The sequence below is a fragment of the Microbulbifer maximicatervae (SeqCode) genome, from assembly GCF_056232625.1.
Genome location: NZ_CP174324.1, coordinates 4,019,009 through 4,044,409 on the forward strand (window position 1 = coordinate 4,019,009; position 25,401 = coordinate 4,044,409).

At 50.4% G+C, this 25,401-nt stretch carries 22 protein-coding genes and 1 tRNA gene; 8 read left to right on the forward strand and 15 right to left on the reverse strand.

What is annotated here, in order from left to right; genetic code table 11:
* Window positions 1-18 precede the first annotated feature (18 nt).
* Together ACJJI6_RS17530 and ACJJI6_RS17535 are read right to left on the reverse strand one after the other, a co-directional pair.
* Complete coding sequence (locus ACJJI6_RS17530) at window positions 19-1,350, reverse strand: aldehyde dehydrogenase family protein (protein WP_475711420.1); 1,332 nt, start codon at window positions 1,348-1,350, stop codon at window positions 19-21.
* A gap of 65 nt (window positions 1,351-1,415) precedes the next feature.
* Window positions 1,416-2,330 (reverse strand): CmcJ/NvfI family oxidoreductase, encoded by a 915-nt coding sequence (locus tag ACJJI6_RS17535; RefSeq protein WP_444892335.1) that lies wholly within the window; start codon window positions 2,328-2,330, stop codon window positions 1,416-1,418.
* A 1-nt stretch (window position 2,331) separates the two neighbouring features.
* On the opposite strand from ACJJI6_RS17535, the gene ACJJI6_RS17540 reads away from it, so the two are divergent.
* From ACJJI6_RS17540 to ACJJI6_RS17550, 3 genes are all read left to right on the forward strand, one after another.
* Entirely contained in the window at window positions 2,332-3,363 is a 1,032-nt protein-coding gene (locus tag ACJJI6_RS17540) for a LysR family transcriptional regulator (RefSeq protein WP_444895714.1), read from the forward strand.
* Between the two features lie 107 nt (window positions 3,364-3,470).
* Window positions 3,471-4,667, forward strand: coding sequence for a YHYH protein (locus tag ACJJI6_RS17545; RefSeq protein WP_475711422.1), 1,197 nt, complete (start codon window positions 3,471-3,473; stop codon window positions 4,665-4,667).
* 189 nt (window positions 4,668-4,856) lie between these two features.
* A complete protein-coding gene (locus tag ACJJI6_RS17550) occupies window positions 4,857-6,194 on the forward strand; it encodes a dicarboxylate/amino acid:cation symporter (RefSeq protein ID WP_282930708.1) in 1,338 nt (445 codons plus the stop codon).
* A 37-nt stretch (window positions 6,195-6,231) separates the two neighbouring features.
* Here ACJJI6_RS17550 and ACJJI6_RS17555 read toward each other — a convergent pair whose 3' ends face one another.
* From ACJJI6_RS17555 to ACJJI6_RS17580, 6 genes are all read right to left on the reverse strand, one after another.
* Window positions 6,232-6,360: a DUF1810 family protein gene (locus ACJJI6_RS17555; protein WP_475711424.1), complete on the reverse strand. Its 129-nt coding sequence runs from the start codon at window positions 6,358-6,360 to the stop codon at window positions 6,232-6,234.
* 179 nt (window positions 6,361-6,539) lie between these two features.
* Window positions 6,540-7,163 (reverse strand): GDSL-type esterase/lipase family protein, encoded by a 624-nt coding sequence (locus ACJJI6_RS17560; protein ID WP_475711426.1) that lies wholly within the window; start codon window positions 7,161-7,163, stop codon window positions 6,540-6,542.
* Window positions 7,164-7,541: 378 nt separating this feature from the next.
* Window positions 7,542-7,979: a DUF1810 domain-containing protein gene (locus ACJJI6_RS17565; RefSeq protein WP_475711428.1), complete on the reverse strand. Its 438-nt coding sequence runs from the start codon at window positions 7,977-7,979 to the stop codon at window positions 7,542-7,544.
* Window positions 7,980-8,250: 271 nt separating this feature from the next.
* Window positions 8,251-8,796: a hypothetical protein gene (locus ACJJI6_RS17570; RefSeq protein WP_475711430.1), complete on the reverse strand. Its 546-nt coding sequence runs from the start codon at window positions 8,794-8,796 to the stop codon at window positions 8,251-8,253.
* A gap of 708 nt (window positions 8,797-9,504) precedes the next feature.
* Complete coding sequence (locus ACJJI6_RS17575) at window positions 9,505-9,903, reverse strand: SEN1984 family lipoprotein (protein WP_444926235.1); 399 nt, start codon at window positions 9,901-9,903, stop codon at window positions 9,505-9,507.
* Window positions 9,904-10,332: 429 nt separating this feature from the next.
* Complete coding sequence (locus tag ACJJI6_RS17580; RefSeq protein WP_475711432.1) at window positions 10,333-12,681, reverse strand: BACON domain-containing protein; 2,349 nt, start codon at window positions 12,679-12,681, stop codon at window positions 10,333-10,335.
* Window positions 12,682-13,282: 601 nt separating this feature from the next.
* Between ACJJI6_RS17580 and ACJJI6_RS17585 the strand changes: the two genes are divergently transcribed.
* Entirely contained in the window at window positions 13,283-14,002 is a 720-nt protein-coding gene (locus tag ACJJI6_RS17585; protein ID WP_475711434.1) for a methyltransferase domain-containing protein, read from the forward strand.
* Between the two features lie 330 nt (window positions 14,003-14,332).
* On the opposite strand, the gene ACJJI6_RS17590 is transcribed toward ACJJI6_RS17585, so the two are convergent.
* From ACJJI6_RS17590 to ACJJI6_RS17615, 6 genes are all read right to left on the reverse strand, one after another.
* Window positions 14,333-14,408, reverse strand: a tRNA-Phe gene (locus ACJJI6_RS17590).
* Window positions 14,409-14,534: 126 nt separating this feature from the next.
* Complete coding sequence (locus ACJJI6_RS17595; protein ID WP_282930759.1) at window positions 14,535-14,810, reverse strand: oxidative damage protection protein; 276 nt, start codon at window positions 14,808-14,810, stop codon at window positions 14,535-14,537.
* Between the two features lie 15 nt (window positions 14,811-14,825).
* Entirely contained in the window at window positions 14,826-15,911 is a 1,086-nt protein-coding gene (mutY, locus tag ACJJI6_RS17600) for an A/G-specific adenine glycosylase (RefSeq protein ID WP_475713470.1), read from the reverse strand.
* A gap of 79 nt (window positions 15,912-15,990) precedes the next feature.
* Window positions 15,991-18,150, reverse strand: a complete 2,160-nt coding sequence (locus tag ACJJI6_RS17605; RefSeq protein WP_475711435.1) for an AsmA family protein — start codon at window positions 18,148-18,150, stop codon at window positions 15,991-15,993.
* A gap of 165 nt (window positions 18,151-18,315) precedes the next feature.
* Window positions 18,316-20,418 carry a TonB-dependent receptor gene (locus tag ACJJI6_RS17610; protein ID WP_475711437.1) on the reverse strand — a complete coding sequence of 701 codons (2,103 nt, stop codon included), beginning with the start codon at window positions 20,416-20,418 and terminating at the stop codon, window positions 18,316-18,318.
* An 83-nt stretch (window positions 20,419-20,501) separates the two neighbouring features.
* Window positions 20,502-20,816, reverse strand: coding sequence for a hypothetical protein (locus ACJJI6_RS17615; RefSeq protein ID WP_444892326.1), 315 nt, complete (start codon window positions 20,814-20,816; stop codon window positions 20,502-20,504).
* 101 nt (window positions 20,817-20,917) lie between these two features.
* Here ACJJI6_RS17615 and hisB point away from each other — a divergent pair, with 101 nt between their 5' ends.
* Genes hisB through hisF form a run of 4 tightly spaced genes read left to right on the forward strand, consistent with a single transcriptional unit; the run spans window position 20,918 to window position 23,699 of the window.
* Entirely contained in the window at window positions 20,918-21,505 is a 588-nt protein-coding gene (gene hisB / locus ACJJI6_RS17620) for an imidazoleglycerol-phosphate dehydratase HisB (protein ID WP_282930763.1), read from the forward strand.
* On the forward strand, window positions 21,505-22,158 hold the full coding sequence (hisH, locus tag ACJJI6_RS17625; protein WP_282930764.1) for an imidazole glycerol phosphate synthase subunit HisH: 654 nt from the start codon (window positions 21,505-21,507) through the stop codon (window positions 22,156-22,158). Before hisB ends, hisH begins: the two co-directional genes overlap by 1 nt.
* 48 nt (window positions 22,159-22,206) lie before the next feature.
* On the forward strand, window positions 22,207-22,938 hold the full coding sequence (gene hisA, locus ACJJI6_RS17630) for a 1-(5-phosphoribosyl)-5-[(5-phosphoribosylamino)methylideneamino]imidazole-4-carboxamide isomerase (protein ID WP_413663754.1): 732 nt from the start codon (window positions 22,207-22,209) through the stop codon (window positions 22,936-22,938).
* On the forward strand, window positions 22,938-23,699 hold the full coding sequence (hisF, locus tag ACJJI6_RS17635; RefSeq protein ID WP_475711439.1) for an imidazole glycerol phosphate synthase subunit HisF: 762 nt from the start codon (window positions 22,938-22,940) through the stop codon (window positions 23,697-23,699). The genes hisA and hisF overlap by 1 nt, the downstream gene beginning before the upstream one ends.
* Window positions 23,700-23,745: 46 nt before the next feature.
* On the opposite strand, the gene ACJJI6_RS17640 is transcribed toward hisF, so the two are convergent.
* Window positions 23,746-25,104 carry a S41 family peptidase gene (locus ACJJI6_RS17640; protein WP_413663753.1) on the reverse strand — a complete coding sequence of 453 codons (1,359 nt, stop codon included), beginning with the start codon at window positions 25,102-25,104 and terminating at the stop codon, window positions 23,746-23,748.
* Between the last annotated feature and the right edge of the window lie 297 nt (window positions 25,105-25,401).

The following is a 25,401-nucleotide window of genomic DNA, read 5'->3' on the forward strand; positions in this document are numbered from 1 at the left end:
GAAAAATTTTTAAAGGACTTAGCGGTTTAAAACGGTAATTTGTGCAAACTGCCGGTGCCCTTCAGCTCCACCGTGGAAGCCAAAGCCACTTTGCTTGGCGCCCACCCAAGGTGACCCGCCGGCGCCCTGATTGATGCCAATCATTCCCGCTTGCAGCTGGCTGGCGACTTGCTCGGCCTGTTTGCTTTCACCAAACACAACCGCACCGAGACCGTAAACAGAGTTATTGGCCCGCTCGACCACATCGTCTACTGAGCTAAAGCGGTCGATGGCTACGATAGGCCCAAAAGTCTCATCATCTTCCACCAGCATGCCCGGTCGAATACCGCTGATAACTGTGGGCGGAATAAAAGGCACCTGTGGATCGCGCTCCCCTAGAAGAAGCTTTGCGCCTTTATTCAGGGCATCGTGGATATGCTCCACCACCTTTCGGTGTTGGCGGTGATTAACCAAGGGGCCGATATCCACCTGTGGCTCCTGCCACCCGCCGACACGATATTGCTTCGCCAATGCCACCACGGCATTTTCGAATTTATCGGCAATTTTTTCGTCCACATAAATACGCTCTGTGGAGGTGCACATTTGGCCAGAATTCTCAAAACTGGAGCCAACGGCAAATTGTGCAGCCTGGGGAATATTGGCGCTCTGCAACACGATCATTGGGTCATTGCCACCCAACTCCATAACCAGGCGTTTCAATGCCGGAGCGGCATTGGCCATAATTTTTTGGCCCGTTGTTCGCGACCCGGTAAAGGCGACCATATTGATGGGGGATTTCACCAGGGCTTCACCGGTTGCGCCATCGCCGTGAGCAATTTGTAAAATGTCCTGAGGCAGGGTTTGATTGAGTGTTTTCACCAATAAGTCAGCGACCAATGGCGATTCTTCTGAAGGTTTCAAAATCACAGCGTTGCCGGCGACCAGGGCGGGAACAATCAGGTTATTGGCCATGGCTAGTGGATAGTTCCAGGGGGAGATAACCGCGACAACGCCCAGTGGCCGATATTGAATTTCGCTACCGCCACTGCGTTTTGCCCGCAGGGCCTCGCCGGCATCCCCCGCTAACCAGGCACCGCCTTGGACTACGCCGCCGGCTTCATACTGTGCACGCCGGGCATCTTTGCCCATTTCACGGCTGATAAGTTGTGCCAGCTCTCCCTCTTCCGCATTCAGTTTTGTGTAAGCCTGCTGAAGTAGTTGTACCCGCTCCTGAAGAGATTTACTCGACCACACTCGCTGCGCTTTGTGGGCTTTCTCCACCATGTTCTGAATATCTTGGGGCTTGCTGACAGGTAGCGATCCGATGGTCTCTCCGGTTAGTGGATCAATCGATCGAAGTATATTTTCCATAATGAGGTCTCACTCAATCCGGCCACTTTATTGAGTGGCCGGGTGTTTTCTTAAAAGCGTTGGTGTTATTGGTCAAACAGGACAATAGTGCGAATTTCCAGGCTGGTTCTGCGGGGTGCCCCTGCACTTCCCGGCAGGTCGAAAGCGCAGTGGGGAACACCGGTTACATCGCCTCGGTGCTGGCTATCGAAGACCCGCAGTAAAATGCCTTCGCCGGGCTGCATATCGCTAAACCAAATCCAGCGGTGAACCGGATTGAAACTCAACACCGAAATCTGCCCTTTTCGCTCTGGGTAAATTAATCGCATATTGTGGAAATCACTGGCGGCGACAGTGCGCAGGTCCACCATTGCCAACGGCGACTCCTGCACCGGGCGCAATAGGGGCAGCCAGAGATTAATAAACTGGTAGCGCGGATAATCTGATGGCTTGTACCCCCGGGCCTCCAGGGTTTCCTTTAGCTGGCGCTCCGCGGACCAGGGTGTGTAGTCGTTGTGCACCAGTTTCACCGGGGATCGGCGACTGCGGCTCAGCTCTGGTGTCGCATCAGTCGATGGTTGGGCTCGCAACGTGTGGTCAAAGGTCAGTACCTTGGCTGCACCCAGGTGAGCGCCTATCCAGGATTCAATAGCTGGATACCATTGGGTGCGAATCAACTGGTCGCGCTCCTCAGGGCTGGGGCTACTCCCTGATGGTTGGTCCAGCGCGTGTAGCGCATCATCCAGCTGGCGCAGGTTAATGCCGAGCATAGGGCGTACCAGCTCAAATCCCTGGGTATCGAGACGAAAACGCTCCCCGGCGGTTTTCAGGGCGCGACCATCGTAGATGTGAACCTGCTGGGAAATAACATTCTCGACCAGATTGGCGGGCCCGGGGCCCTCTGAACGCTTGTCGTACACCAGATCGCTACTGGGATCAGCGTAGTGAATAATCGCGGTAACTAATTGATCCTGAAAGGAGGATCGGGCTGCGGTTTGCATAGTGAACTCTCCCCCCACCGAAGTGGATGCCATACGGGCCAATCTACTCACAATGCTAGGGTTACGTGGATACAATGAAAACCAAGTAACAGTTGTGAGTGATACAGGTTTGAGCAGAAATCATCGGGCGAACCCGCTGGAGAGGCTGGAGTTACGTCAACTTCGCTTAATGAACGCTATCTTGCGGGAACTGAACTTATCCCGGGTGGCTGACCAGCTGGGTGTGAGCCAGCAAACAGTCAGTGAACAATTGAAACGCCTGCGGGAAATCTTTGATGACCGGCTGTTTATTCGCACCAGCAACGGTGTTATTCCCACCCCTCTTGCCGAGCGTCTGGCTCCCAAATTGGATGAGATCTTGAACAATGTCGCGGCGCTGCTGCGTACGGATGAATTTGACCCGGCACAGCATCGGGGCATCTTTACCATCAGTGCAACAGACTTTGAGCAGCGGGTGGTACTGCCGGTTCTCCTCAAGCAACTGCGTCAGCAGGCCCCGGATATAAAAGTCGTGGTGCTTAAGTTGGAGATTGATCGCATGGCCCAGCAACTGCAAACCGGTGAAGTGGATCTGGTGTTTAGCACGCCGGGATTTGTGCCGGATAACAGCCCCAGCATGTTGTTGTATCGGGAGCACTACGTCTGTGTATGTTGTCAGCACACCGATATGCTGCACAGCGCCAATCAGCCTTTGGAAATGGAAGAGTTGGCGGCTTTGCCACAGCTGGTGGTATCACCTTCCAGGGGAGATCTGCGGGGCATGGCGGATAGTTGGTTTGAGCAGTTTGGTTTGGAGCGCAATGTGGTGCTGTCTGTCCCCTCTTTTGCCGCCGCAGCTGAGTGCATTGCCTCTACCAATACCGTTGCCTTTTTGCCCTCGCGACTGTTGCCTGATCCCCGACTAAAAACACTGCCTATTGTCGAACAGCCCCCGGGGTTTGATGTGATTGCCGCCTGGCATACTCGCAGCAGTCAGGACCCTTTGCACAAGTGGATTCGCGCCCTGTTAGCACAACAATTTCCCAGTAATTAAGGAGCCCCTGAATAACTTCGTGATACCTCTGGCATGCAGAGCGGTTCACAATCAAGGCGCGGCTTCGCAGGAATGTCTAGACCTTTCAAGAAGTCGCAACGCGGAGTGTGAATCGCTCTGCAAGCCCCGAAGGGCGGGCCTTGAAGGCCACAGCTGCTGCGTTGCAGCCCTTGCAAAGGGCTAGAGCCATTCGCGGCAAGCTGCGCCTAACATCTGCAGCCTTCAAGACCCGCAGAGGCATTACGGAGTTGTTCAGAGGCTCCTTAGCGAGGGAGGCAGCGCTGCTAAACTTGAGCATTCCAAGGGTTCAGGTAGTGGTCGCCATGCGTGCAGCATTTTTTCTACTGATATTTTTGAGTTCTTCTGTTTACGCTCATACCGATTTTACCGAGCAAATGGGCATCCCCCACTTATTTGCCAAAGACGCACTGGTTGAGGAAATTAAAAAAGTGGATTGCACCCTCTCTGAGGGGCGCAAGACCCAATGCTGGATGATTGTGGTAAAGGCTGAACCCAAACATAAAATAGGGCCCTGGTGCCCACGCAATGTTGTCGATCCAATTACGTCTGGCGGCATGATGTTTATCAAGCAGCAGATAGAGCCGATTGATGGACCTTTCGTTAAAAATGCTGCGACCTTTTTCTCTGATCCAAAATGGAGCCTATACGACCCCAAAACTGGGGAGGTAAAAGTTACCGATTCAAAGCAGGCCTGCGAGATGGCCGCGCGGCCAGATGTTGCACCGCAATACAATAATTACTGCGTGGAATGTTTAGCCAGCTATATGGGCCCGGATTTTCATACCCGCTACCTGATCCCCGTACAGCCTACCAAGGCCAAGTCAAAGCAGAATCCCGATGGTTTTTCCGGTTATGGAGTCGCTTTTAATGGGGTTAAATTTGATATTGCCGCGCCCATTGGTGCAATTTTAGGTGCACACACCTTAGCGCCAGTGGATGCCTGTGGTGGTCATGTAAACCCCCACGTGGGTTATCACTACCATGCTGCCCTGGGTTGCAGCCAAGCCTACCCGTCTGCCGCAAGCCATGCAGCAATTGTCGGTGTCGCCATAGATGGCTACCTGATCTATGCGCGGGAGAATGCCGATGGCCGCGAGCCCGATGACCTGGACGAATGCCGTGGCCATGAGTTTGCCGGCCTGGGCTATCACTACCACGCCAACCTAGCTGCAGAAAACGATATCCTGCATTGCCTGAAAGGGGAGAGAGGTTGTGCCCTGACCGGCAATCAAAGCCAGTGCGATTTCTCCCACCGGGGACCTCCCGAACCACCCAGGCGTTAACTCAGGCCCGATTGTTGCTTCAAATAGTGAAAGACGAAGAGAGCCTCAGCACTCTTATTGGTATGGATATCAATAAATGGCGTCGAATAACTGTCTTATAAGCCCAGGACTTGATCTGACCGTCAGGTTTCCTTAATGGCCCTGGGACATAATGCCTCTAACTATTTCAGGTAATTCGGAATACCAACAATGAGCAATGGTACAAATTTCTATCTGATCCGAATGGTGGAATCCCTCGGTGTGCTGGTGCGCACTCGCCTGTGGATGCAGATAGTGGTCGCCATGATCCTGGGGCTAACTGTCGGCCTGCTGCTATCTCCTGAAGGGGCCGCGCTGGTGAGCCAGGATCTCAGTGCGGCATTGGCCAGCTGGTTTAAGCTGCCGGGCTCCATCTTTCTGAATATGATCCAAATGGTGGTGATACCGCTGATTATGTCTTCAATCATCCTGGGGCTCAGTGGCAGCGGGAATGTCAGTCAGCTTAAACGGGTCGGGCTGCGCATCGCTCCCTACTTTGTCGGCACTACCACTGTTGCGGTGATTATCGGCATTATCTTGGTCCAGTTGATCCAACCCGGCGACTATATCGATGAGTCCCTGCTCAGCGCCGCCACCGAGTTGCAGGTTGCAAGCGCCCCCCAGGTTATGGAGTCCAAACCCCTTCCCGAGCGTATTGCTGAATTGATTCCCGCCAACCTCAACGAAAGTATTGCCATGCGCAATATGTTGCAGCTGGTGGTCTACGCGATTTTTATTGGCGTTGCCGTGATGCTGTTGCCGCAAAAGCAGCGGGAAACCGCTGTATACGCTTTTGGCATTATTCAGGAGGTGGCACTTAAGGTAGTTGGCTGGGCCATGCTGTTTGCGCCCCTGGCCGTATTTGGCCTCCTGGCAGATATTGCTATTCGCGTGGGTCTCACTGCAATTCTGGGAATGTCTGTGTATGTGGGCACCGTGATTCTGGGACTACTTATTCTTCTCAGTTTTTACCTGATAATTGTTTCCCTGGTGACCTCCGTCGGCCCGATCACATTTTTGCAGAGAATTAGCGGAGTGCAGCTGCTGGCATTCTCCACATCCAGCTCTGCTGCGGTAATGCCGCTGTCAATGAAAGTTGCAGAAAGTCCCCTGGGAGTAAAACCATCCATCGCCAAATTTATTGTGCCCCTGGGCGCTACCGTGAATATGGATGGCACAGCGCTGTATCAGGTGATTGCCGCGGTATTTTTAACTCAGGTATATGGCATTGACTTAACCACTGCACAGTTGGTGGGTCTCACTGTGACCACTGTGGGAGCATCTATTGGGTCACCCAGTACTCCTGGAGTGGGTATTGTTATTCTTGCTACTATTCTGGCCGGTATTGGTGTCCCACCGGAAGGTATTGCGCTGATTCTGGGGGTGGATCGGATTCTCGATATGTGCCGTACAGCAGTCAATGTGACCGGGGATCTGACAGCCTGTCTGGTGATGGACCGCTTGTTAGGCAGCGACAACCTGGAGGAGGAAGCTGCCCAAACGGCCTGACTGTTAAAGTGATGGCTTAAATGAGGGTTCCCGGTTTCTATTGCGGCATAACTAGAATTTCCAGAGTACGAGGGTCTTTTTGACCTTCGTAGTATTTCTCCAGGATTGTATCAAACAAAGTTCTGCCCTCTTCTGCCAATGCAAATAAGGCCATAGAAGATTTCATCTTCAAATCTTAATTACTTCTATTGTATCTAAAGGAAGCTTGAAATGGAGAAAAAGTGGCAAATGTAAAGTATGGATGATCATTTATAAAATGACAAAAAACAAATATAAGCTATTTAATATCGTGCTGGTCATTATATTTTTTTCAGAATTTATCTGATTGAAAAATATGTATAAATACTAAAAGTAATTTTTAGAGATAAAATCCCAAGTCTGTTCATACAGTAATTGATGTCCCCTAGGATTTGCATGGAGGCCATCCTCTGAGAGAAGGGTAATAAATTCAAGATCTCGCCATAAATTGTCAAACTTCAGTATGGGGATCATTTCGGCAGTGGCAGATTCTCTCATAGCTTGGTTATAAAGGTCCGCATCAGCCTGATAGAAATAGCTATCACTATTCCTAAAGGGAATAGTTCGTTGCTCATCGAACGGAATACCTGTCATTAGGAAGGACGGCGCGATGGTTTTAGCTGTTTGTAACAGCTGTCGCACTGTTTGACGGAAAGAGTCCAGCGCTACAGAATTCTCAGCCTTTGGTCCGCCGATACGGCAAATATCATTGAAACCAGGATATATCCCGATTAAGTGTGGCCTTCTTGGAGGCAGTTCTCGGGAAATTCTTATGGCTAAAGAGTTCGCGTTCTCTCCGAATATTCCCAGAGCGTAAACTATATTATGGGGATCTAAAGTTTCGAACCGAAATCGGAATCTTTGAACAAATCCGCCTAGTTCTGTATCACCTTTTCCATAGATAGAACTGGAGCCAATAAAGACAATTTTTTTGGGTACTCTTCGTGCCATAGAAAGTCTCTAATTTGGCTGAACTTTGGATTTTATTTGCCGTTACCATTATAGACATCGACCAGGTCCAAGTTGTATGCATTAGCATCAAATCGTGATTTCGAAAAGTTGAGAGTCCAAGGCTGGGGTAGGAATAGTCTTGTCAACAACAAATAGAAATTGAATGGAGAGAGTTCTAAGGTGGGTAGCAGATTTACAGTTTCTTTGGGGGAAAGAGGTGCTGATCGGTTCAGCTTATAATGGTGAGGGCAATTTAATACGGGTAGGGTAGTAGATTCTCTGGGTATGGATACTACAGCTTGTACGCCAATATAGTGGTTCAGATAATGATTGCCATCCAGCCTTTCGATCATAAAAAAGCCCCATCCTTGTGGGCAACTAATTTTGGACAGTAACCTTCAGTATCTCGAAAGTACGAGGATCCTTATGTCCTTCATAGTATTTTTCCAGCACTTCATCAAATAGCTTATTTTTGGGATCGGCGATAGAAAATAGCGTCATGGATGACTTAAGTTTTACATCATCCGGTGAGCCAAATATCTGGTAAGCGGAGTAATTATTCAGTTGCAATAACTCCTTGCAGCACTCTTTGAGTCTGGGGCCGAGTACAGGGTGCTCCAGGTAAGCCCGGGCTTCATCCAGGTTTTTAATTGCAAAATGTTCGGATGTCGCGCTGTGCCCCAGGCCGGAGATCTGGGGGAATATATACCACATCCAGTGGGAGCGCTTATGGCCGCTATGCAACTCACTCAGGGCACTTTCATAAGAGCTTTCTTGCGCCGTCACAAAACGCTCAAGGTGAAATGGTTGGGCCATACTTTGATTCCCTTTATTCTTATTCCTTTGCAGGCCCAAGGTTAGCAGTAATAAGGATGAATGCGAGAGGATGAACTGCCTGACGGCAGAACTTCCAACAATTAATTGATATTCATCATGATCTCAGCAAGGGCGGGCTCCTTGGCTCCCACAGGAGAATCTCCCAATAGGTTCTTCATATCGGCATAGGAAAGTTGAATTAGGCGATGTATGTCATTGGAAGTGTCAGCAGTACAAGGAAAACTACCGCTGACAAAGACGGAAATTGAACTTATTCGCTGAGTATTAAAAATACGAATTTCCGCCTGAAAAAATCATTGCCGCGACAGGATGCCGCTCTTCCTGATGGAATACTATTGCCTGCGGGAATGCTTAGCAATACTTCTTTGGATCTTTCTTCAAAGGGGCCACGTCTGTAAATTAGCATCTCTCGTAGGCCTTTAGACACTGGATGGTTAAATTCCAAATCTCTAATCGCATCGACAACCTGCACGCTTTTGATATCGTAGTAGCTGTGAGCCTGTCGATCAAAAGGCCCTTTCAATCCATAGAGAAGCTCGCGCAAACGTTGAGAAACATCAGATTTAATAGGTTGTTTTTCAATTTCTCCAATTAACTCAGGATCTGTGAGTAAATAGAAATTGCCAAACTCTTTAAGTAAGGCCTTGGATTCACGCCGAGCTTCTTCGTCCTGAAAGAGTTTGTCCAGTACAGCTCTAATTGAAACTGCACTGTTGTTACCATCCACTTGTAGTTCTAGCTCGCTATTTCCCACTTTGATACGTAAAGAGCCAATTTTTTCACTTTTATACAGCAAAAACTCAACACAATTAAAACGAGAATGCTCCCCTAGATAATATGAATATTTTTATCAGGCTTTCCCGCTGACATCTATATACCTCTGATATAAAGCAAGAGTCTTTCTATTGTTACCAATTTTCTTACGTTAGCTTTTACGCTCTAGAAAATTAGCCCTAATAACATTCTACTATAAGGACAATATTCCACATAACTTTCATGCTTAGCTGGATTGTTTGTATGGTATATATTCTTTCTACCGTCCAATAGTTTGATGAAAGTACTAGCTAGAAATGTTAAAGCACAGATTTGTTCACTCTGAAGTGGAGAGAAGGCTATACGTTATTAAAGACGCTTTCGTGCAACAGTTATTTAGATGTTTTTATTATACATATTGTTTGGGAGTAGGAGTTTAAAATTATATATTTATTTAGGCTATAATTTTGTCATTGTAAAATAACATGAAGAAAATATTTTTTATAGATGTTGATAAGGGCTCAATTTTTATTTGGCTTTAAATATGTAAAGACTCTTGAAACCCTAAATTCACTTTTTTATTTAGCAAGGCTGTGAAATTAGGTTTCATTCTAGCCTTATTTAGCTAGAGGCTGCAGATCTTAACTTAAACCAAGCGCGATAAAAATTATTTGGTGTATTGAAAAACATGTATAGATTATTTTAAACCATACATGTTTTTCAGGAGTTAGAACCAATAAAAATTATAATTTTAGTTGTTAAAAACCCCAGATTTGTTGCTCATGTCTGTCTCAGACATATTATATTTTTCAACAACGTCATCTTTAAACATAATAACAAGTTGTTTATTCTTTCCAGTAGTGGAGCTTCCAAATCTATTTACGATGGGTACATAATTCACCGCATCAACTTTGCTTTCGGATAAATAGTACGCCCAAACCTCTCTATTTCCATCTGCAAAATTAGTACTCATCGGTGATCCAAACATAGTTCTCACTTCTGCCTTGGTGGTTTCTCCTATGGTAATTTTCTTTTCTAGGGTGGCCTCATTTTCTTCTTGTATAGATTTATTTCCAGTAGAAGAAGTAGCACAGCCACCGATAAAAATTGTTAGTAAAGAGACTATTGCAATGCTTTTTTTATTTATCATTTTTTAATCCTACGTTGATGTTTATCAAGGTGCGGAGCTTAAAGCAAAGAATAATTGAATAATAGATGCGGAATTTATTGTACCAGTACCAAGTGAAAGGTAGTTTGGATTGATGTACTAGTTACCGTGTTTTTCTGTATGAAAAAAATACAGTTTTCCGAGGTTTTTGATGAAATCAATGATATTACGTAACGACCATGTAAGACTTTGTAATTGATTGCGCCCGCTGTAGCGGAGTTTTCCTTGATAGTTTGATTTTATGATGAATTTGTTTTCAATCTCTGTATTTATTTAAGTAGGTACAATAAGTGATATTGACTTCTTTATTTTTATAAATTAAGTAATTGGTTTGATGGCCCCCTACTTGAAAGTAAGAGGCCGTCAATTAATAAATGATAATTGGACAGTTATCGCTTGGTTGCCCGGTCATTAATATTGATCAAGGTCATATAGGGTTATCATGCCGCCGAGGCTAATATGGAATAATTGCTTTCCATCAGGTGTTAAAAGCAGCTCGTCATTGAATTCATCGTTTACAGTGTCAATTATAGTTCCTGAAAAATCAATGGAGTCCCCTAGGCCAGATATAGTATATTCGGCAATATCTACTCCATTGCGATCGGCATAAAATCCACTACCATCTGGTTTAAGTGCAAATGCTCTGTCAAAGCTGTCATTATAATCATTCCACGGTCTTCTTATATTGTTGTATGGATAGATAAACTCATACTGGATTGGATATGATCCTGCATCACTTCTAGCGTAAATAACGGTCATATCTTTGGATGCTTGAGCTTGTCTATGGGAACGTGAAGCAACGTTCCCAAGATCAAAAGTACTTCTTTCTAATAGTATGGTTTGTAGCTGGCTATCAACTCTATAGAAATCATTAAAATTATCATAACGGCTGTTGTAATTCATTAAGCCAAATCCTGAACCATCAGTTTCTTCAAAAATAAAACGGCTATACCCATCTAATTCGAATTTATGACCAATAAATTGGCCAGGATTTAAGTCAATAACTATAAGTTTGGTTTCCAGTGTAGATTCTCGCACTAAAGTTGCCGTTTCATCTGCGCTTAGGCGCAATTCATAGAGTCTACTAGTAGTTTCTTCGTTTACATGTCTAATAGTTGTTAGTTGTCCACTTTCTAAATCATTCATGGGATAACGAAAGAAAGTATAGCCAGCTTCAACAAGAATCAGGTCTCTCCCGTTAAAGCTGGTAGCAATTTGTCTTACATCGCATAGTTCTAGGTCTACACTGCTTGCACTTAGTCCAGTGCTATCTAGAGTGATTTTTTGTAAAGTGCTAGTACAAATATCATTTTCAGTATTTCCAGAAGAAACAATATAAAGGGCATTATTGGCAGGGCTAAATGTAAAAGCTGAAATATTTATTTCACTATCAAAACTATACTTAGCATTTATAGGGTTTAGCGCTTCAGTGATATGAAGGCTAGCTTGGTTTCGTTCAAAAATACCAGTATCAAACCATAACTGTGGTACATAGGAGCCTTCCGCTAAGCCAGAGCTGCTAATTAGCAGTTCATTCTCGGATCGGAACTCTTTTACAGGTAACTTTGTATTGCCGAAATTTAATTCGACTAGAGCTTCTGGGAAGCCGCGACCGCGCACCAGTATATCCGTATCTGTGCCAGGCAGAGTTGCCCTGGGACCAAACCCGCGGATTTGTGGCAGGGTCATATTAATTAAGCCTGTATAGCTCTTATAAAATTGAGTGTTTGAAAATTCAAAGTGATCAAACATTTCATCGTCAACTTTAAGTTCTAGATAATACTTGGTATCTCCCATTGACAGACGATCGATGGATTCCTTATCTAAAGTTAGGGTTACTGTTTGATTTCCAGTAGATGTGCCTTCTGTTTGTGAAAGCTTGATCCAGGGGTCGTAAGGAGCTGTCAAAGTCCAGGAAACCGGCCTTTGAGTTGAGGTGGAAAGAGTTAAAGTCCGGGTTAAATCCTCTAGCTTACTCTTAGAGTCAAAAGTGAAATTTAAGTCTCCATCTAGTGATATTGCGGGATTAACCTTTATTTCTACCTTGGGGCCTTGAAATCTTCGTACAGCGCCAGATGCAGCTGTTGCGGTGATAATAGTAGTCCCATCTATCATTTCAGAGGGATTCCCAGTATAAGGGGTTATTGTCACTAGCCCTTCCGAGCTATTGATGGCAGAACTGGCATATCGATACGGCTTTAGATGGTAATTGTTCCAATTTATATAAGCTGACCATTCTGAAAAAGAATCACCAGCCCATTTAACTTTAAATGATTTTGGGCTCGGTGCTTCCGTATCCACCTCATTCATAGAGAAGGTAATTGGAGAATTGTCTACAATTATAGAAGGGCCACCGGTAATCGTAGTTTGCACTTTAATAGTTTGCTGGCCCTTAGACCCAGTTGAGCAAACATTGTCACTACATGCTGTTACTGTAATTGTTTCATAATAGGTTTTTGACTCTTCGAAGGAGCTAGGGTCTTTCGGGGTGATCTTGATCTTTGCCTTATCTGAGTTATTAGTGCTAAGTACAGCTGAAGAAAGAGCATCTCCTGATGAGGAAACACTTAAATAAATACTCCCGCTTTTTGAAGTTACGGTAACCTCTTTGGTAGGTAACCCCCCCTCATCCCAGGCAGCTTCAAACTTCAGACTGTTTGTTGAAAGAGAGAATCCTCCTGAATCGCTAGAACCTCCTCCAGATCCACCACAGCCCGAAATAAGAAAAACCCCCAAAAGGCTAAACATCAAACCCTTCATATTATTACTCCATATTGTAGTGCAGCCTATTGTATCAAGGCGCTGGAATTTAATCAGCCATTCAAATTTTGTGCATCCTCGGTGGAGGGTTCACGCCTGTTGAGTATTAGGATGAGAATAAATAAAGTTTGTATATTTAATGCTGAAAAGGATGTACACATAGACTTTGTTGGTTTGATATAGAAGTAAATTCGCTTGTAAAATTTACTCCATATAGATCTATTCTCGAATTGCTCCCTCCTCTTTTTTTCTGGCAGTGTATAAGATTTGTATATGCGAATTAAACCTGAGTGTACGTATCATCGGTTTCTGGCTTAAACGCTTGGGCGGATCTTTTGTGATCGACGTAGCTTGTCTTCACTGCACTCTATTTGGTAGTGATTATACCAATCAAAGATAAGGGGTGGGTATGAGTTGAGCTAGATGGTATGGGTTAAAGAAAGAATGGCTAGGGGTAAGTGGTAGGAGCGCCCTACAAAGTGAAACGATAGCGGCACTTGAACATCAATAAGAGCTGTAATAATACAGAAGAATTAGCTTTTTTACTAAAAATAATCTGGTACTATGCTAAATATAGTATGTTAAATTAAAATGGACATTTATGGCTGAAGAATTGTATGGCCTCCTCAAAAAGCGGGCTCTTAGCGGATATTTGAGATATCATTTTCCCAGATTTCAAATTTTATTTGATACTGTCAATCATTATTATAAAGATGGATTTCGAATCTTAGATATTGGTAGGTCTGATTTTACTGAAGTCCTGATCAGTAAATTTCAAAATGTAGACACATTAGGTCTTGAGCGCGAAAATGATAACTCTATCTCCCGTCACTTTAATTTTAATTTAAATAATTGTAGAGATAGGCCCTTGTGGAGAAGGGATATCCCTAAATACGATATAATAATATTTTCTGAAGTTATTGAGCATTTATATACTTCCCCAAGTCAGGTTTTAGGCTTTCTTAAGACTCTTCTAAATAAAGGGGGCGTTATTATAATACAAACGCCCAATGCCGTTGCTCTACATAAAAGGCTGAAGATTATATTTGGTAGAAATCCATATGAGTTAATCCGAGAAAATCATAACAACCCAGGGCATTTCCGTGAGTATACCAAAAAAGAATTGAGTTTTTATTTGGCAGAGCTAGGATTTAATCTGCTAAGGTTTAGATATGAAAACCATTTTGATTATAGATTTTCAGACCATTCAAACAAAAATGTCCTCTTAAAAAATGATAAGCGGAAGATTTTTAATGTTATCTCCTCGGCTCTTCCTGGGCCGCTCAAGCCAGGTATGTTTTTTGTTGCTCAAAACCCTTGAGTGTAAAGAGTTGAGTTTGCCTATAGTTCACTTCTTAGATGTTGCCGCTAATGTGAATTGAAGGTAAGGGTGCTAACTGGGGCAGCACTATTAAAGGCTATCTATAGGAAGCTGCTTTCTTTTAGTGTCTTAAAGCTGCTCCGATTATCGGGCTGCTTTTTCTGCTAGTCCCTAGCGCAAGTTTTGGCTTTGTATCGGTTGAAGTGCCAATGTAGTTTAACGCTAGGATACCCTTAAGGGTTGGGCTTTAGTGCGAGACATGGCGTTGGCTGAGGGGTTGCTTTAGGGGCATAAAAAAAGCCCCATCCTTGCGGATGAGGCTTTTGGATATGGTGCCCGGAGGCGGAATCGAACCACCGACACGGGGATTTTCAATCCCCTGCTCTACCGACTGAGCTATCCGGGCTTTGCGATCTTGCTGGGCTTCCCCTGCGTCGCGAGGCGCGTATTAAAGCCCTTCCCCGGGTCAGAGTCAACCCCTTGATTATAAAAAAGTTTTTTTTCTTTGCCGGGGAAGCTTCGGGGCCTTGTGTTACTGCTGTTCCGGCGGAACGTAACCGTCGGCTGCGTCGTATTCCTCGCCGCTTAAGAACTTCATCATCTGCTCGCTCAAGTAGGCGCGGCTTGAGGGTTCCATCATGTTCAGGTGCTTTTCGTTAATCAGCATGGTCTGGTGGGACATCCACTCCAGCCAGGCTTTTTTGGAAACGTTCTCGAAGATATCCATGCCTTTGGGGCCGGGAAAGGGCGGTGCATCCAGACCTTCCAATTCCTCTTGGTACTTGCGGCAGAATACGGTTCTGGACATGGACTCCTCCTGGTTTTAGTCGGCAGTGGTCGGCGTGAGCAGGGGAGCCTGCAGCGCCAGTAGTTGTTTTGCCAGCTTGACGATAGGGGCGGGTAGCCCCAGTTCCTGGGCCGCACGAGGGCGGTTTAAACGCCGCAGTTTATACCAGCCAGCGCCGCTCTCCGCCACCTGTGCTGGGACTTTGCTCAGTTGTACCCACACCGGGGAAATATCCAGGTGAAAGTGAGTGAAGGTGTGTCGCAGGGTCGGCAGGGTTTGGACGTCACTGGCACGCCAGCGCTTTGCCTTGAGCCAGTCGCTGGTATTGTCGGCTTCAGGTGGGCTCCAGAGTCCTCCCCAGATACCGCTGGGCGGACGCTGTTCCAGATAGATTTCACCTTTGTGTTCAAGCAAGAGCAGGGTGGCACTGCGCACCGGCTTTTCCTTGCGCGGTTTCTTGCCGGGGTAATCCTGTGGGTTGCCCTGGGCGTGAGCCACACAGGATTTTTTCACCGGGCATTCCTCGCAGCGTGGTTTTGAGCGGGTGCACAGGGTGGCACCCAGGTCCATCATCACCTGGGTGTAGTCGTTAACGCGTTGGTTTGGGGTGTAGGTCTCGGCCAGTTCCCACAGTTGATTGGCAACTGCGGTCTGTCCGGGCCAGCCCTCCACGGCGTGAAAACGGGCCAGCACCCGTTTGACGTTGCCATCGAGGATCGGCGCCTTGAGTCCCATACTGATACTGGCAATAGCGCCAGCGGTGGAGCGGCCTATGCCGCTCAATTCGGTCAGTTCCTCTACGTCCTGGGGAAACTCCCCGCCGTATTCCTCCTGCACTGTCTGGGCGCACTTGTGCAGGTTGCGGGCGCGGGCGTAGTAGCCGAGGCCGCTCCAGTGAGCCAGGACTTTGTCCTGAGGCGCGCGGGCGAGGCTTTCCAGGGTGGGGAAGCTCTGCATAAAGCGCTCAAAGTAGGGAATCACCGTGGTGACCTGGGTCTGTTGCAGCATGATTTCGGACACCCAAACCCGATAGGGATTGATGTCCTGCTGCCAGGGCAGGTCTTTGCGCCCGTGTTTGTCGAACCATTTCAGGACGGCATTTTGGAACTGCTTTGGGGTCATGGGGATACTGCGGGCTGGAATCTGTGGTTGAACGCTGGAGTTGTGCACCGGGTGGACCCCGGTGCACTTTAGCGGGGCCTTAGCGGCCGAAGAGATTTTTCAATTTTTCTTTCAGCTCGTCGACCTTTTCTTCAACTTTATCGCCATATTTCTTTTCGGCTTTGTGCTTCAGTTCTTCCCGCAGCAAGTCGTCGAGGCGGCGGCTGTCGGGTTTACAAGTGCTGATGTTCACATTGTCGAAGTCGCCCTTGCAGCGCAGTGGCAGCGGGCGGTTGCGCCAGCGCTTGTTGCGCACGGTACAGCCGTCGGCGGAGGTGCTCTCGCCCACCAGGGCCAAGCCGAGCTTGAAGTCGAAGTCCTGTTTCTTCAGGTCCACCTCTCCGTCACCGGTCAGGGCGATATTTTCGATACCGGCGAGAATTTCGCTCACATCTACCTGGTCGCCTTTCACCGCGATGGTGGCGCGAAGGTCCTGCAGTCCGGTGCTATTGGGCCAGTCCCGGGTGGGCATTTCGGTATTTTCCGTGTAGCTGAACAGCTGGCACATGTTTTTCTCCAGGTTGAATGGAGAAATCGACATTTCCTTGCTGGAAACCTCAACGGAGGCGCGCAGGTTTTTCTCTAAGGCTGTGGATGTTTTACCTTTGGTGCTGGCACTCCAGTTAACGCTGGCTTCCCCAGCCAGCTGGACGTCTTCACTGGGGAAGAGGGCAGCCTGGACCTTGCCGATATCCACATTGGTGAGACCGCCGCGCATCTGCGCCTCGGCGGACTGGGCGCGAGCGTTGAGCTGGCCATTCGTGTTCAGCTGGCCACCATAGATATCGGCGCTCAATTTTTGCAGTCGATAGAGGCCGTTATCCACAGTGAGTTGGATTTCTGGGCTGTCCATTTGCAGGTCAGCGGCTTGCAGTTGGTCCAGTGCCAGGCTGATATTGGCGTTGAAGCCGCGCAGGTCGCTTAGTGGCAGGGGTTCTGCCGCGGGCGGTTTGGCAGCTACTGTTCTCTTTGGTTTTTCTGCGATTTCAGTTTGATCGCTCTGTGCCGCCTGCTCTCCCTGCTTTTTGCCTTCAGCGGCGGGAGCTTGCGCACTCTGTGCTTCCACTCCCTCGGTTTGTTTTGCCGAAGCGGCTCCAGCCTCATCTTCGTTCGAAGGGGGCAGATAGTTATCCAGGTTAAAGGCGCCGCCGCGCAGGTTCAGGTCCAGCCCGGGCATTTCTGCGTTGCGCAATTGGGCGTTGCCGCTAAAGGTGACGTCGTCCAGTTTCAATTGCAGCGGTGTCAGGTCGAGCTTTTGCTCGGTACCTTCCACGCTCGCTTCGATACTCAGCTTTTGCAGTGCCGCTTTATCGCGGGTATCGATTTCTGTGCCCGTCAGTTCAAACCAGGGGCGCAGAGGGTCGGCATTGGCGTTGACGTTTAGTTGTATACGCCAGGGTTGGGTGTTGCTGTCCCTGCGCAGGTAGCCGCGCATATGCAGGCTGGCCTTGGCGCTGTTCTCAGAGGTGAGGTCTACTTGTAGCGGTTGCAGGCGCAGCCCATTGAGGCCCTCATCCAGGGCGAGCGTGCTATCAATTTTTAGCTTCAGCGGGTGTTTGAGGTCGCTGCCGGTAAGGTCTGCTGCGGCAGTGAGTTTGCCCGGCTCGCCACCCGGCACCAGGTTAATAACGCTTACCTGCAGGTCTTGGACTTTGTACTCTTTGTTGGTCTGGGCATCGCTGTAGAGCACCACGCCCTTCTCGATGCGCAGCTTTTGCAGGCTCAGGTCGACCTGTTGTTGTGAAGGCTCTTCCTGTTCCTTGGGGATAGAGAGTTTGGGAGGTTGCTTGCTCTGCGCTTCCAGGGCCTCGCTGATCAGCTCCCAGTTGCCGCGCCCTTCTTTGTCGACGGTGAGCTCAATTTGCGGAGCTACCAGGACTATCTCCTCAGCCTCTACTTTGCGTTGCAGTAGTGGCTTGAGGGCCACGCCAATGGCAATTTTTTCTGCTTTCACCAGAGTTTGTTTTGGTAGCTTTAATGGAGCCAGCTGTACATCTTCAAGTTGCAGGCCGAGTTTGGGCCACAACTGCCAGCCGATATCACCTTCCAGTTGCAGGGAGATGCCCTGCTTAGCAGCGAGTTTTTCTAACTGGGGTTTGTATTGGTTGATGTCGAGTCCTGCTAACAGCCAGGCGACGGCGCCAGCGAGTAGCAGGAAAACGATTAAAAGTGCGATAAAAGTGCGCTTTATCCAGGCCATGGAGAGCATTGTCCCTGTGTATTTGTCGTGTGGTGTCACGCATATGACGCCGCAGCGCGGCTCGATGTTCCCGCGCACTTCTACAAATAGGTTATGCCGGAATTGTAGGAGATGCAGCCCCGCGAGGCTGGGAAAGCACTGCGGGGCCATTGAAGCAGGTGTTTATTAGAAAATAAACCGCACACCGGCTTCGACGCTGCGACCAGCTTCGGGAGCGTAGTCGCGCAGTAGTGAGGTGGAGTTGCGAATTTCTTCGTCGAGCAGGTTGCGGGCGCTGGCGAAGATCACCGCGTCGCTGCTGCCGATGTTGAAGTTGTAGTGGGCACTCAGGTCCATGCGGGTATAGCCGTCGGTTTCCTCTTCGTAGGCGCCGGCGCGATCCTGGTCTGCAGCTTCGACTGTGCGCCATTCCCAACCCCACTGGTCGTACTCTGCTCCCAGGGCGAGACCCAGGCGCAGGGGAGGCATGCGCGGCACATCGGAACTCTCACCGGCGATATCTTCGTCGAAGCTCGCGCGCACAACATCGCCAAACAGAGTCAGGTAGAAGTTGCTGCGCAGGGGAAATTTCACCGAGGCTTCAGCACCGTAGAAGGTGGCATCGCGATTGGCATAGGCGTAAATGGGCAGCTCTTCTTCAAACAGGTCATTGGTGTTTTGTCCGTAGATGTAGTCGCCGATGCGGTTGTAGAAGACGCTGGCTTCAATCTGTGCCGCATGCCAGCCGCTGGCCGCTTCGTTATGGTGGTGATAGCCCAGTTCCAGGTTTAAGGAACGTTCTTTGTCCAGTTCGCTGTTACCGATGAGATAGCGGGACTCGGCCAGGTGCTCACCATCGGCAAATAGCTCCTCGGCTACCGGGGCGCGTTCGGAGCGGGTGGCACCGACGCTGATATGCTGGTGCTCTTGCAGGAAGTACTGCAGGGTAGCGCTGGTGCTGAACAGGTTGAAGTCGCGATCCTCTGCGGTCTCCGGGTCGACATCGACACGCTCAATACGCGCGCCCAGGTCCAGGTGCCAGTTGCCCCATTCGCGTTCCTTCATAGTGAAGAGGCCGGCGCTGCGGGTGCGGGAGGGCTGGATAAATGCCCCTTCGTCAGAGGTAAAGTCTTTATCGGACAACTGCAGACCGTAGGCGCCACGCCACTCACTACCGCTGTCATGGGTGATTTCCAAGCGACCTTCCCAGGCTTCGTTGGCATAGCGGGTACCGGCTGCGTCCTCTTCCAACTCTACGTGCTCGTAGTCGTTATAGCCGATACGCAGGCGTAACTTGTCCCAATAGTTGCTGTTAAAGCGGTGCTCGCCTTTGAGGTCGTAGCGAGTCTGCGCCATATCGATACGCACAGCTTCGGCTTCGCTCTCCTCCTCATGCTCTTCGTGTTCCTCGTGATCGTCCTCGTCGTGCTCCTCATCATCGTGGTGGTGCTCGTGAGTGCCGAGGGGAATGCCGTAGTTGTTCTCAAGCTTGTTTACTGACAGACCGATATAGCCACTTTCAGTAATCCAGGAAACTCCACCGCTGTAGCTGTGGGCGCGGGCGTTGGTGTTGCCGACGTAGCCGTCGGTGTTGAATTCTTCCTCGTGCTCGCCTTCGTCCTCGTCGTGCTCTTCGTGTTCCTCGTGCTCGACAATAGCGAGGCCGGGAATTTCCGTATCGTCATTTTCGCGGTAGACACCGTCGAAGTACCAGGCCAGCTGCCCGGCACCGCCGGTAAAGCGGAATACCGAGGCATCCTGGTTGTTGGCAGTGTCGTGGCGCATCTCAACCGCGCCTTCAACTTCCTCGGGTACCTCAGTTGGGATGCGACCGTCGATAATATTTACCACCCCACCGATAGCGCCGCTGCCGTAGCGCAGTGCCGCCGGTCCGCGCAGTATTTCGATGCGCTCCGCCAGTAGAGGTTCGATACTGGCAGCGTGATCGGCGCTGGTGTTGGAGGCGTCAGAGACATCCAGGTTGTCGTTCAGGATCTTCACCCGGTTGGCGCTCTGGCCGCGAATAACCGGCAGGCCCACGCCACTGCCGAAGGAGGCGTTGGCCACTCCCGGCTGGTTCTTCAGGGTTTCGCCCAGGGTGGCGGAAGCGGCTTTGCGCAGGGTCTCGCCGGAGAGCACCGATACCGGCGCAGCTACTGCGTCGGCGGGCTTATCCAGGGGAGATACGGTGACGTTAACTTCTTCTAGTTTGTTGCTGTCTTCTGCGGCGCAAATAGCGGGCACGGCCAAGCTGGCAATAGCCAGGGCTAAAGTATTGAACTTAGTCATTGTTTTTTATTCCTGTCACAGGCGGACAATGCCATACGCGCTCCAGCGCGGGCATTCATTAAAAAAATATCGGTTTTTGGGTGTTAGCTGAGTGACAGGAAGAAGGGAGGGGCGCGCGCACTCTGGCGCTCTGGCTGGCAATCGCGCGCGGTTGGCGCAGAGGGCCGTTCGTAGTGACTTTGGGGCTCAGCCTGTACGAGCAATGGCTCGCTGCCGAGTGCTGCAGGTGAATGCATGCAACACAGGTCACACATCTCTACCTGGGTATTGCCCAGGTGGAAGTGCTCCGCCCACAGCGGCTGAGCTGCTACTACGGCGAGTAACAGGAACAGGCTGGCCCAGTAATGGGATTTTCGGCGCTTTAGAGTAACCATGCGGTGCATGATAGGGCTAAACAATTACGAATCAAGTTTCATCTGACACTAGAGAGCCACAGGGGATGTCATTCATCCTATAATTTGCGCCCTCTGTCTTATCGTGCAAATAAGGATCGCTTTCGATGCGTACAGCTAGCGTCACCCGTGACACCCTGGAAACCAAGATTCAAGTCAGCGTTAACCTGGACGGCCAAGGTCATGGCAAGTTCGCGACTGGGGTTCCTTTCCTGGAGCATATGCTCGATCAAATTGCCCGCCACGGCATGATCGACATGGACATTAGCTGCGATGGCGATATTCATATCGATGACCATCATACGGTGGAAGATATCGGCATTACCCTGGGCAAAGCCATTACCGAAGCGCTGGGGGATAAAAAGGGGATGACCCGTTACGGCCACAGCTATGTCCCATTGGATGAGGCGCTCTCCCGGGTCGTAATCGACTTCTCCGGGCGGCCCGGCCTGGTTATGGATGTGCCTTTCACCCAGAAGCGGATCGGCAATTTTGATACTGAACTGTTTTTTGAGTTCTTCCAGGGCTTCGTCAATCACGCGCTGGTAACCGTACATATTGACTGCCTGCGTGGCCACAACGCTCACCATCAGGTGGAAACTGTATTTAAAGCCTTTGGCCGCGCCCTGCGTATGGCGTTGACCCCGGACCCCCGTATGGCCGGCACCATGCCCTCCACCAAAGGAGTCTTGTGATGGGTAAGATTGCGGTACTCGATTACGGTATGGGCAACCTGCACTCGGTGGCCAGCGCCCTGAACAAGGTGGCGCCGGAGGCCGAGGTGGTGCTGGCACAAACTCCGGAGCAGGCCGAGGGCGCAGAGCGCCTGGTGGTGCCCGGTGTGGGTGCCATTCGGGATTGTATGGCAGGGTTTGTCGAGGCGGGTTTTTCGCCGCTGCTTCGCGAGGCTATCAGTGTGGGTACCCCGGTGCTGGGTATCTGTGTGGGTATGCAGATTATGATGCACCACAGCGAGGAGAATAATGGCGTTGATTGCCTGGGGATTTTCCCGGAGCCGGTGAAGTTCTTCGGCGACAACATTCCCCCGGCGCAGAGTGCTGAACGGCTCAAGGTGCCCCATATGGGCTGGAACAGTGTTCAGCAGCGTCAGCCGCACCCCCTGTGGGCCGATATTGCCGATGGCAGCCGTTTCTACTTTGTCCACAGCTACTATGTGCCGGCTGCTGAAAATCCGGATATTGCCGGGCAAGCCGAATACGGCATTCCCCTGGCTGCCGCAGTTGCCAGGGAGAATATCTTCGCCACCCAGTTCCACCCGGAGAAGAGTGCCGAGGCTGGCTTGCAGCTGCTAAAGAACTTTGTCCACTGGAACGGCCGGGCCCAATAGACCCAGCTCACCGATCACACTGAAATTACTGCCGACGTAAGAAAAGACATGATTGTAATTCCCGCGATAGATTTAAAAGACGGCCAATGCGTGCGCCTGCGCCAGGGCGAGATGGATGACGCCACTGTATTTTCCGATGATCCCCTGGCTACAGCTCAGCATTGGGTGAACGAGGGAGCCAAGCGACTGCACCTGGTGGACCTGAATGGTGCCTTCGCCGGCAACCCGGTGAACGGTGAAGCGGTAACTGCTATCGCCAAACAGTTTCCCGATTTACCGGTGCAAATTGGCGGAGGCATTCGCGATTTGCACACTATCGAGCGCTATCTGGATGCCGGTGTGCAGTGGGGGATTATCGGCACTGCGGCGGTAAAAAATCCCAAGCTGGTGGAAGAGGCGTGTCGCGAGTTTGAGGGCCATATTATTGTCGGGCTCGATGCCAAAGATGGCTTGGTGGCTACTGAGGGCTGGGCTGAGGTCTCCGAGCTGAAGGCGACAGAACTGGCCAAGCGCTTTGCCGATTGTGGCGTCAGCTCTATTGTTTATACAGATATTGCCCGCGACGGCATGATGCAAGGCGTCAATATTGAGGCGACCCTGGAAATGGCCCGCGCAGTGCAGGTGCCCATTATTGCCTCCGGCGGTGTCAGCAGCATCGAGGATATCGAACAGCTGTTGGATGCCGGTGAAATCTACGGTGCGATTACCGGCCGGGCGATCTACGAAGACAAGTTGAACCTGCGCGAAGCGCAGCAGCTTTGCGACCAACGGAACAAGTAATGGCTCTGGCGAAACGTATTATTCCCTGTCTGGATGTAGACAACGGCCGCGTGGTGAAGGGTGTTAATTTTGTCGACATCCGCGATGCCGGCGACCCGGTGGAAATTGCCCGCCGCTATAACGAAGCGGGCGCGGATGAAGTCACTTTCCTCGATATCACCGCCACCCACGAGCAGCGCGATACCATCCTGCACACCGTGGAGAAAATGGCCCACGAGGTGTTTATCCCCCTCACTGTTGGCGGCGGTGTGCGCACCTTGCAAGATATCCGCAATCTGCTGAATGCCGGTGCGGACAAGACTGCCATCAATTCAGCGGCGGTGAAAAATCCCGAGTTTGTACGCGAGGCCGCCGAGCGCTTTGGCAGCCAGTGTATTGTGGCGGCCATTGATGCCAAACAGGTGGGAGAGGGCCGCTGGGAGATCTTCACCCATGGCGGGCGCCAGCCCACTGGCATTGATGCAGTGGCTTGGGCCCGGCAGATGGCCGAATACGGTGCCGGCGAAATCCTGCTGACCAGTATGGATCGCGACGGCACCAAGAACGGTTTTGACCTGGCCCTGACCCGGGCGGTTACTGAGGCGGTTCAAGTGCCAGTCATTGCTTCCGGTGGTGTGGGAGATCTACAGCACCTGGCGGATGGCGTATTACACGGCGGTGCGGATGCGGTATTGGCGGCGAGTATTTTTCACTTCGGCGAATACACCATTGCCGAAGCGAAAGCGTTTATGCACAGCGCAGGGATTGAAATGCGCTTGTAGGTAGGTGTAGGTCTTGCACGGCGGGCCCAGGGCCCGCCGCACTCTGCTACTGCTGTTCGTCTGCGCGGGCAAGGCGCTCGCGCAAACCCCTGTCCCTGTGAGCGTAGAGATTGAGGCCCTTGAGTACATTGAGGGCTTCGAAGATTTGATTGTCACGATCCATCCAGTCTTCCCGTTCTTCCTGTTCTCTCGAGCGGTCTTCAGAAGTCCGGTCGGCACCACCGTTACCGTTGTCCAGATGCCCGGCCAAATCCGCTTCAGTGGGTCTGGGAGAGTCGTCCAAGCGGGTAACTTTTACCCGCTCTACCACGATATCTGGTGTGATGCCCTGGGCCTGGATTGAGCGGCCATTGGGAGTGAAGTAGAGCGCAGTTGTCAGCTTAATGGCGCGTTCATTATTGATAGGGATCACCGTTTGGACCGAGCCCTTGCCGAAGCTGTCGGTGCCCATCACCACTGCGCGGCGGTGGTCCTGTAGGGCGCCGGCGACAATTTCCGCTGCAGAGGCGGAGCCCGCGTTGATTAATACAACCAGCGGAGCGCCTTCGGTTAAATCGCCCGGCTCGGCGGAATAGCTCAGGTTGGCGGCTTCATTGCGACCTTCGGTGTAGACCACCAGGCCCTCTTCCAAAAATGCATCCGCTACTTCCACCGAGGATTGCAGCACGCCACCGGGGTTGTTGCGCAGGTCGATAACCAGCCCTTTCAGCGCGCCTTTCTTCTGCAACTTGATCAGCTCGTCGGCCACATCGGCGCCGGTGTCCAGCTGGAACTGGCTGATGCGCAGATAACCGTAGCCATCGTCGAGGACTTTGCTGCGCACACTGCGCACGCGCACGGTGTCCCGCTTGAGAGTTACATCGAAAGGTTCTTTAAAACCTTTGCGAGCGATGGTCAGGGTGACACTGCTGCCCTTGGGCCCACGCATCCACTCCACCGCTTCATCCAGGCTCACGCCCTTCATGGATTTGCCCGACAAGCGCAGTATGACATCGCCGGCCTTGAGGCCAGCACGGGAGGCGGGGGTGTCGTCCATGGGGGTGACGACGGTGATATGGTCGTTTTCGATGCCCACCTCGATCCCGAGGCCGGCAAACTCACCGGTGGTGTTGGCTTGTAAATCGTCAAAGGATCGGCGATCAAGGTAGGAGGAGTGCGGGTCTAGGCCTTGCAGCATGCCCTTGATGGCGTATTCCAGCAGGGTGCGGTCGTCCACTTCCTCGATATAGCCCTGGCGAATTTGCTCGAAAACTTTGGCAAAGCTGCGCAGGTCTTCCAGCGGCAGGCGGGCTTCAGTGTCTGCAGCCACCTGGGAATGGCTATCGCCGTCGGTCAAACCCATTAAAGGCAGGGCTGTCAGAGCGGCTGCGCCGATCAAGGTTGTCAGCGCCTTGGGGATAAACATGTTGTTGTGACCTCTGCCTTATTTCTTCGCTGCTTTGCGAAAGTGTAGACCGCAGAGATTGGCAGGGATTCTAAGCGGACGCCAAATTCTACAGTGTCACGATCTTAGTCGTCATAAGCCCAGGGGTCTTACACCTGGGTTGGCTCCCGCTCTTATTCTCTTTTGGCGATAAAAAAGCCGCTACTCCGCAGCTTTTCGTCGTGGTGCTTTCTCATTTAATTAGCACAGCGGCGGGAGTCGTGAGATGAAGTGGAGAGCATTAGGCGGGTGTGTAATCCCGATCGCTGTGATTTGCGA